General features: G+C 63.2%; 5 protein-coding genes and 1 pseudogene. 2 read left to right on the forward strand and 4 right to left on the reverse strand.

Annotated elements, in window-relative coordinates; translation table 11 throughout:
- From I5W_RS03120 to trxA, 4 genes and pseudogenes are all read right to left on the reverse strand, one after another.
- Positions 1 to 295: pseudogene (locus I5W_RS03120) on the reverse strand (glycosyltransferase); the annotation flags it as partial.
- Between the two features lie 242 nt (positions 296 to 537).
- Positions 538 to 807, reverse strand: coding sequence for a type B 50S ribosomal protein L31 (locus tag I5W_RS03130; RefSeq protein ID WP_017451417.1), 270 nt, complete (start codon positions 805 to 807; stop codon positions 538 to 540).
- Between the two features lie 265 nt (positions 808 to 1072).
- Positions 1073 to 2335: a transcription termination factor Rho gene (rho, locus tag I5W_RS03135; RefSeq protein WP_008325783.1), complete on the reverse strand. Its 1263-nt coding sequence runs from the start codon at positions 2333 to 2335 to the stop codon at positions 1073 to 1075.
- 130 nt (positions 2336 to 2465) lie between these two features.
- On the reverse strand, positions 2466 to 2792 hold the full coding sequence (gene trxA / locus I5W_RS03140) for a thioredoxin TrxA (RefSeq protein WP_006462943.1): 327 nt from the start codon (positions 2790 to 2792) through the stop codon (positions 2466 to 2468).
- Positions 2793 to 3278: 486 nt separating this feature from the next.
- Between trxA and I5W_RS03145 the strand changes: the two genes are divergently transcribed.
- Together I5W_RS03145 and I5W_RS03150 are read left to right on the forward strand one after the other, a co-directional pair.
- Complete coding sequence (locus I5W_RS03145) at positions 3279 to 6038, forward strand: PD-(D/E)XK nuclease family protein (RefSeq protein ID WP_044528150.1); 2760 nt, start codon at positions 3279 to 3281, stop codon at positions 6036 to 6038.
- Positions 6035 to 9332: UvrD-helicase domain-containing protein (locus I5W_RS03150; protein ID WP_252716867.1), on the forward strand; the 3298-nt coding region annotated here is incomplete at its 3' end. The genes I5W_RS03145 and I5W_RS03150, both read left to right, overlap by 4 nt.

A 9332-nucleotide genomic window follows, 5' to 3' on the forward strand; every position in this document is an offset into this window, starting at 1 on the left:
CGCGTGCGGCCAGCGGATCGCCCAGCAGCCAGCCGAAGAGCCGGATGCAGATCGCCCCGAACCAGTAGGCCAGCGGGCTTTCGGCCGGCAGCGGCAAACCTGCCACGTTGGGCGTGAGCCAGTCGGCCAGGGTGCCATGGGCCATGGTCCACATGATGCCGAAGCTGGTGGCATCCTCGTTCTTCCAGGGGTCGCGGCCGATCAGACCAGGTAGGATATACAGGAGGGCGAGCGCGAGCAGGGCCATGCGCGGAAGCGCATTGGTGGCTGCGGCTGGAAGACGGACTGGCTTCATCAAGATGTTGTTGCTCTTGTTCTGTACGGCGAGGTTGGGTGGTGCGCTGGCCGGACGGGTCTTGGCTGCGCTGTCGCCGTGGGATTCGGTGACTGGTATTTTTTTGCAGGCCCTATTGTGCAGGAAATCACAGTAAATAGTTGTGTCTGTCTGCTACATGCTGGTGCAAACCGTGCCGATCCACCACGGATGACCAAAACAAAAAAGGCAGCCTGAGCTGCCTTTTTTGAGGGAAGTACAGATTACGCCTTCGAGACAGCAGTCTTCGAACCGACGGAACCGAACTTCTGGCGGAACTTCTCGACGCGGCCAGCGGTGTCGACGATCTTGTGCTTGCCGGTGTAGAACGGGTGCGATTCGGAGGACACTTCGATCTTCACCAGCGGATATTGCTTGCCTTCGAACTCGGCGGTTTCGCGAGTGCCGATGGTCGAGCGGGTGACGAACTTGAAGTCGTTCGACATGTCGTGGAACAGGACTTCGCGGTAATCCGGGTGGATGCCTTCTTTCATGATTGCCTCAAGAGTAGTTTGGTAGCCAATCGCCACTTCGTCGGTCGCCTTGCTTCTTGACCCGATTGATGATCACTTGCCGGTTTGGAAAAGTCCGAAATTATACAGTGGAATCAGGGGCTTGGGTCAAGGCGGACCACTGGCCGCAGGCCGTCGGCGTGGTTTTTCAGTTGAAAATACGTCGTTATTGTTGCTGCGAGATCAATAAAAAAACGGCATGTCCGGTGAAAGACATGCCGTTTCCTGATCTTGCCAGCAGCGATGCTTAGTTGCCGCGACGCATCATGTCGAAGAACTCGGCGTTGTTCTTGGTGGACTTCATCTTGTCGAGGATGAATTCCATCGCCTCGATTTCATCCATGTCGTACATCAGCTTGCGCAGCACCCAGATCTTCTGCAACTGGTCCGGCTTGATCAGCAGCTCTTCACGGCGGGTGCCGGACTTGGAGAGGTTGATGGCGGGGTACACACGCTTTTCGGCCAGGCGGCGTTCCAGGTGCACTTCCATGTTGCCGGTGCCCTTGAATTCTTCGTAGATCACGTCATCCATGCGCGAACCGGTTTCGATCAGGGCGGTGGCGATGATGGTCAGCGAGCCGCCTTCTTCGACGTTACGCGCGGCGCCGAAGAAGCGCTTCGGGCGTTGCAGCGCGTTGGCGTCCACACCACCGGTCAACACCTTGCCGGAGGCCGGGATCACGGTGTTGTAGGCGCGTGCCAGGCGGGTGATCGAGTCCAGCAGGATGACCACGTCCTTCTTCATTTCGACCAAGCGCTTGGCCTTTTCCAGCACCATCTCGGCGACCTGGACGTGACGCGTGGCCGGTTCGTCGAAGGTGGAGGCGACCACTTCGCCGCGCACCGAGCGCTGCATTTCGGTCACTTCTTCAGGACGTTCGTCGATGAGCAGCACGATCATCACGGTGTCTGGATGATTGGTGGTGATGGCGTGGGCGATGTGTTGCAGCATCACCGACTTGCCCGACTTGGGCGAGGCCACCAGCAGGCCGCGCTGGCCGCGGCCGACCGGGGCGATCAGGTCGATGATGCGGCCGGTGATGTTTTCCTCGCCGCGCATGTCGCGCTCAAGCTGCAAGAGCTTGTTGGGATGCAGCGGCGTGAGGTTTTCAAACAGGATGCGGTGCTTGGAGGCTTCCGGCGGTTCGCCGTTGACCTTGTCGACCTTGACCAGGGCGAAATAGCGCTCGCCATCCTTGGGCGTGCGCACTTCACCTTCGATGGAGTCGCCGGTATGCAGATTGAAACGGCGGATCTGCGAAGGCGAGATGTAGATGTCGTCGGTGGACGCCATGTAGCTGGCGTCGGGCGAGCGCAGGAAGCCGAAGCCGTCAGGCAACACTTCGAGGGCGCCATCGCCAAAAATCTGTTCTCCTGATTTTGCGCGCTTCTTCAGGATGGCAAACATCAGCTCCTGTTTGCGCAGGCGCGCAGCATTCTCGATGTCCAGGCTGATTGCCATTTCCAGCAAGGCAGAGACGTGCATCGCTTTTAGTTCTGATAAGTGCATATGAGTGTCCCGGGACGGGATAAGTAAAGGTGGGGGAGGGAGTTGCGTGGTGTGGATCTGGATACAGCCGGGCATCGTGTGCGGGGCGGACGGCAGCGCGAGCGCGCCGCCGTCGGATGTTACATCAGAATCAGATGTTGCTGTCGATGAACGAGACCAATTGGCCCTTGGCCAGTGCGCCAACCTTTTGGGCGGCAGCAGCGCCGTTCTTGAACAGGATCAGGGTCGGGATACCGCGGATGCCGAACTTGGCCGGGATGGCCTGGTTGGAGTCCACGTCCAGCTTGGCGATCTGCAGCTTGCCGTCGTATTCCTTGGCGACTTCTTCCAGGATCGGGGCGATGGCCTTGCAGGGACCGCACCATTCGGCCCAGAAATCGACCAGCACGGGCTTGTCGGACTTGAGCACATCGGCTTCGAAGGAGGCGTCGGTAATATGTTTGATATGTTCGCTCATGGCTTTCCTCGGTGTGAGGCAGTGGTGTAATTAGTCAATCAGCGCCGGTGGACACATACCGTCATGCCTGGCGTGAGCCATCAACGCTTCCAGAGTTGCTAGGTCTACGTGGAGTCGTTGCGCGCCGATTCAAGTTGTTTTGAAGCGCGGCAGAGGTAGGCGGCGGGATACAGAGGCAATCATAACCCATTTTTGGGGAAAGTGTAGACACGCGCTCCTGGCTTTGTTGTCTGCCGTCCTCATCCCGACAGACGGGCTTGCAAGCGAGGCCTGGCGCGGCTTCGTGGCTGGTGCGGCGCAGCGAAATACACTCTGGCGAGCCCCTGCTGGCATACAATGCGCAGCAATTGGCGTTGCTGCCCGATTGAAAAAATCTGTTGAAGCAAGAGAAAAATACAATCGGGACAGTCTCTGGCCGGCCTTGATAGCCACCCTCGCCGCCCATCTCCGCTATCCTCTACCGTCGTCATGGAACCCTGAGAACGTATGCTGCTTGCCACCGTACCGATCCCGCCCACCCCCGATTTCTGGCAGCAAGCCGTGCGCGCCCTGTTGCGCGAAGGCCAGCCGCTGGGCCAGGCCTTGCAGGGGCAGGGTGAGGCTGTGCTGGATTTCTCGGGCGTGCAATTGATGGTGCCGGCGTTTTCCCACGCACAGAATTTCAAGGCCGCGCTGGCGCGCCAATTGCGCCGCCCCTACATCGCGCCGCGCATCAATACGCTCGCGGGCCTGTTGGCCATGCAATTGCCTGGTGAGACGGCCCCGCCTTCGGAGAGTGAACGGCTCATGCAGCTTTACGCGCAACTGCGCGAACATGGCTGGTTGAAGAAAATGTTTTCCGCGCGTCGCAATGCCGACCTGCTGCCGCTGGCCCATACCCTGCTGGCCCTGTCGGATGAGTTGACGCTGGCGCTACTGCCCGAGATCCGCGCCAGCGCAAGCGGGCAAGAGGCTGCCGTGGGTCGCTGGGCACAGGCACTGGCGCAATTGCTGGAACCGTTGGCACCTTCGGCGCACGGCATGTTGTCCGACGAAGCGGCCTTGGTATGGCAGGTCTGGAAGACCCAGTTGGATGCCAACGACCGCATCGTGCAACGTTTCGACGCCATGCTGGCCCTGGCCGAGCAGGCCAGCCTGCCGCTGGTCTGGGTCAGCCCCACCGAGCCGGAGCCGCTGGATGCCGCCTTCCTGGCGGCCTATGCCCAACGCCAGCCGGTGCGCATCGTCACGCTGGACTGGAGCCGTCCTGCGATCGCGCCCTTGCACCCCATCTATCTGTGGGCATGGGAAGAACTGGTACGCGACGATGAGGGCATTGCTGCGGCGGATGCCGACAATGTCAGCACCGACACCACCGACACCACGCTGCCCTTGCTGTGCCCGGCCGATGACCTGGAAAACGCCGCCGTACAGAGCGCGCAGATCGTGCTGCGCTGGCTAGGTGAAGGCAAGAACGACATTGCCATCGTGGCCCAGGACCGCGTCACCGCCCGTCGCCTGCGCGCATTGCTGGAGCGCGCCGAAGTGGCCGTGGCCGATGAGACTGGTTGGAAACTCTCCACCACCCGCGCCGCCGCCGCGCTGGCCGCCTGGAACGACCTGGTCTCGGCCCGTGGTGAAACCAATGCGCTGCTGGATCTGCTGAAGTCGCCCTTCGTCTTTCCCGATGACCATGCGCGCAGCGAACGTGTCATGCGCATCGAAACCCGTCTGCGCCGCACCAACATCGCCGGCGACTGGCAAGCCCTGCAATCGGCATTTGCCGAGGCTGGGCAGGCCGATGAGCTGGCCTGCATCATCATGCTGGCCAAGCAGGCGGCGCGCTTTACCGGCCGCAAGACCCTGGCGCAATGGTGTGAAACGCAGCGCGGCCTGTGCCGCGCACTGGGCATGGAAGCCGCGCTGCGTGCCGATGGCGCGGGTGAGCAATGCCTGCTGATGTTGGATGACATCGCCGCCGAGCAGGGGGGATTGTCGGACACCTTTTCCTTCGCCGAGTGGCGCGCATTGCTGAACCTGCGTCTGGATGCCACTTCCTACATGCCGCCCATCAAGGATAGGCGGGTGGTGATGCTGCCTCTGAACGGCGCGCGCTTGCGTCGTTTCGACGCGGTGCTGGTGATCGGCGCCGATGCCGCGCATCTGCCTTCGCCGCCGCAGGAAACACTGTTCTTCTCCAATGCCGTGCGACGCGAACTGAACCTGGCCACGCGCGCGGTACGTCAGCGCCAGCAATTGCGCGACCTGACCGAATTGCTGTGCGTGAACCCGGAAGTGGTGCTGTGCTGGCAGACCCACCAGGATGGCGAACCCAATCCGGTCAGCCCCTGGATAGAGCGCCTGGAACTGAAGCTGGCGCAGCAGGGGGCAGCACCGCTGCGCCGCGTGGTCCTGCCGCCACCGGTCAAGCAACTGCGGGCGCAGCCCTCGTCCATGCCTGCGCCTGCCGCTCCTGATTTGTTGCCGGCGTCGCTGTCGGCCAGCGGCTTCGGCAGTTTTCTGGCTTGCCCCTATCAATTCTTTGCCCAGCGCATGTTGCGTGTGGCGGTCATGGATGAATTGTCGGACACGCCCGAGAAGCGCGACTACGGCAGTTGGCTGCATGAAATCCTGTACCGCTATCACGCGCACCTGCGCGATCAGGACACCCCCTTGCCGGCGCGCGCGCCGCTATTGGCGCAACTCTCGGAAGAAGTCTTCCAGCGCGAGATGCAGCGTCATCCCGCCGCGCTGGCCTTTCATGCGCGCTGGCAGAAGGTGATGCCGGCCTACCTGCTGTGGGCCAACGAACGCGAGGCCGAGGGCTGGCGTTTCGCCTTCGGTGAACAGGCGCAGTCGCAGGCCTTGCGCTGGGAAGATGGTGGCATCGAGCTCTACGGCCGACTGGATCGGGTCGATCACAACGACCGTGGCGAGCGCGCCCTGCTCGACTACAAGACCCGCACTGCCGCCAACCTCAGGCAAAAGGTCAAGGAAGAAGACGACCATCAACTGGCCTTCTATGGCCTCTTGGCCGGCGGCGATGTGCAACACGCCCATTACGTTGCCCTCGAACTGGGCCCCGACAAGAAGACCGGCGACGCCGCCGCACCCGATTTCGCACGCAAACAGAAGATGCTCCAGCAACAGATCACCACCACCATGCAAGCCGTGGCCCACGGCGCGGCGCTGCCGGCCAACGGCATCGAATCGGTCTGCCAGTATTGCGAGATGCGCGGCCTGTGCCGCAAGGGAGCCTGGCTGTGAGCGCCGCCGAGCAGCAGCCGGCCGCCTACGAGGTCAATGGCAAACCGGTCGCGGCAGAGGTCTTCACGCGTGAGGCCTGCGATCCGCGCCACTCGGTGGTGGTCGAAGCCTGCGCCGGCAGTGGCAAGACCTGGCTGCTGGTGGCGCGCATGTTGCGCTTGCTGCTCTCCGGCGCCCAGGCCCCGGAACTGCTGGCCATCACCTTCACCCGCAAGGCCGCGCAGGAAATGCGCGAACGTCTGCTTGAACTGTTGCATGAGCTGGCGTTGGCCGATGAGCACCACGCGGCCAGCCTGCTGCGCGAACGCGGCGTGGCCGAGGCGGATCTGCCGCGCTTGCTGCCGCTGGCACGCGGGCTGTATGAACGCATCCTGTCGTCCGAACAGAGCCTGTCCATCGACACCTTCCATAGCTGGTTTGCACGCCTGCTACAGATCGCACCGCTGGCGTCGGGTGTGCCGCATGGGTATACCCTGACCGAGAAGAATGGCGAATTGCTGGAGGAAGCCTATCGCCGCTTCATGCAGACGCTGCGCGAACCCGAGGGGGCAATCGTCAAGGCCGCGCTGCTCGAACTGTATGAATTGGTCGGCGACTTCAACACGCGCCAGTTGCTGGACGCCTTCATCGACAAGCGCGCCGAATGGTGGGCTGCCACGCAGGACGATGGCGAGGAGGCCGAACCTTCACCCCTGTGCTGGCTGGAAGCACTGTGCGGCGACGACGCCCGGCGCGATGCCCGCCTGGCGCTGTGGGACGATGCCCCCTTGGTCGCACGCGCCAGCCAGGTCGCCGTGCTGCTGGGGCAGGGCGGCAGTCTCAACAAGAACCGCGCCGTGGCCATCGAATCGGCGCTCACGGCCGGCCCGGCACTGGAACATTTCGATGCGCTCTACAGCCAGTTCTTCGACGACAAGGACAAGCCGCGCAAGAACGGCAAGGTCAAGTCCCTGTTGGCGGCATTGACCCAGCATTTCGCCGCCAGTGACGAAGCCGCGCTGGCCGCCTTCGAGGACGAATTCAATGCCATCGGCGAGGCCCTGCGCAAGCTGCAAGGACGCAGCAAGGAAAAGCTGGTGCTGCAACTGAACCGTGCGCTCTTTGCTGCCGGTCGCGCCTATCTGGATTGCTACCAGGAAGTGAAGTCCGAACAGCGCGTGCTGGACTTCGCCGACCTCGAATGGCAAGCCTATCGCCTGCTCAAGGACGAGGCCAGCGCTGCCTATCTGCAGACCCGCCTGGATGCGCGCTACAAACACATCCTGCTGGACGAATTCCAGGACACCAACCCGCTGCAATGGTGCATCGTGCGCTGCTGGCTCGATGCCTATGGCGGCGACGCGGCCCAGCCCAGCGTCTTCGTGGTGGGCGACCCCAAGCAATCGATCTATCGCTTCCGCCGCGCCGAGCCCCGCGTCTTCGTGGCCGCGCGCGAACTGCTGCGCAGCCAGGGGGCGGCCATCCTGCGCGCCAACCAGACGCGCCGCAATGCCAGTGCCGTGGTCAATGTCCTCAATCGTTCATTTATCAGGGGCGGCAATCCGCTGTTCGCCCAGCAGACCACGCTGGGCCTTGCTGGAGGCGAGGTGTGGCGGCTGCCGCTGGTGCGGCAAGAGGAAAGTGAAGAAAACGTCACCCGCTCTGAAACCGACGCAGAATCGGCCTCTGCGGCTACCTCCTCGGCCGCGTCAGAGGGAGTGCAGGACATCATTGCCTGGCGCAATCCGCTGACCACCCCGCGCGGCGAGGAAGAAGATGCGCGCCGCCTGTTGGAAGGGCAAGCGCTGGCGCAGGCCTTTGCTCAAGCCTATCGCGAGGTGCCGGTCATCACCGGCAAGTCCGAGCGTGCCATGCGCTGGGGCGACATCATGCTGCTGGTGCGCAAGCGCACACACCTGGCCGCGTATGAAAGCGCCCTGCGCGCCGCCGGCATCCCCTTCATCTCCGACAAGCGCGGCGGCCTCTTGGAGTCGCTGGAAATCGCCGACCTGATTGCGCTGCTGACCTTCCTCATCACGCCCAACGACACGCGGGCACTGGCGCATGTGTTGAAGAGCCCGATCATCGGGGCCGTCGACGACGACCTGGTGCAGATCGCCCGCCGTGCCGCGCACGCCGAGGGTGGCCACTGGTGGCAGCACCTGCAGGCCATGCAGCAGGAAGGTGCCGCCTCGGCCGCGCTGGTGCGCGCAGTCACGCTGCTGCAACGCTGGTTGCAGGCCGCACCACACCTGCCGGTGCATGACCTGCTGGACCGCATCCTGCATCAGGGCGAACTGGTGGCGCGCTATGCCCAGAATGCCTCGCCGCTCACGCGTAGCCAGACCCTGGGCAACATCGCCGCCTTCGTCGAGTTGTCGCTGAACATGGACGCCGGGCGCTATCCCAGCCTGCCCAAGTTCATCGATGCGCTGCGCGTGCTGCAGCGGACCTCGGGTGGCGATGCGCCCGATGAGGCTAGCGTGGACGCCAGCGCCGATGCGGTGCGCATCCTCACCGTACACAGCGCCAAGGGACTGGAAGCCCCGGTAGTGGCCATCCTCGACGCCAATCACAGCGATTCGGTGGAAGACAACCTGGGCATTCTTTGCGCCTGGCCGCAGGACCAGGATGCGCCCACGCACTTCTCCGCCTTTGGACGCCGCAGCGAACGCGGCAGTGCGCGTGAAGAATTGTTCGAGCAAGAAGATCAGTTGCGCACGCAGGAAGACTGGAACTTGCTGTATGTCGCTGTCACCCGCGCCAAGCAGTTGCTGCTGGTATCCGGGGTGGCCGGAAAACGCGGCACAGGGGAGGGCGGGGTGGTCGAGGGAAGTTGGTATCAACGGCTGTTTGCCAGCGATGCGCCGGTGCGCGAGATCAGCGAGGAGGCGGTACAGGGCGCCGACGTGGCTGCGGTCGAAGAGGTTTTCAGCTTGTCCTTGTTCGATCCCCGGCCGCTGCCGCTGCCGATGTCGCTCTTCGCTGCGATCGATGGCGAGCAGGAGAGCCTGCGCGACCTGCGCGTCACCTTCCAGGCGCCTGGCAAGACCATCCGCGCCGTCAGCGGGGTGGACCTGGACGTGGCCGCTGGCGAAGTCGTGGCGCTGATCGGTGAATCGGGCTCGGGCAAGAGCGTCACCTTGCGTTCCATCATGCGTCTGCATCCCGAGCAGCGCACCCGTATCGAAGGCCGGCTGCAAGTCGATGGCCGCGACGTGTTGCAGATGACGGGCCGTGAGCTGTCGGCCCTGCGCGGCCATGATGTGGCGATGATCTTCCAGGAGCCGCTGCTGGCGCTGGACCCGGTCTATA

Origin of the sequence: Herbaspirillum sp. B65, from assembly GCF_000333555.1 — a bacterium.
GTDB lineage: Bacteria > Pseudomonadota > Gammaproteobacteria > Burkholderiales > Burkholderiaceae_D > Herbaspirillum > Herbaspirillum rubrisubalbicans.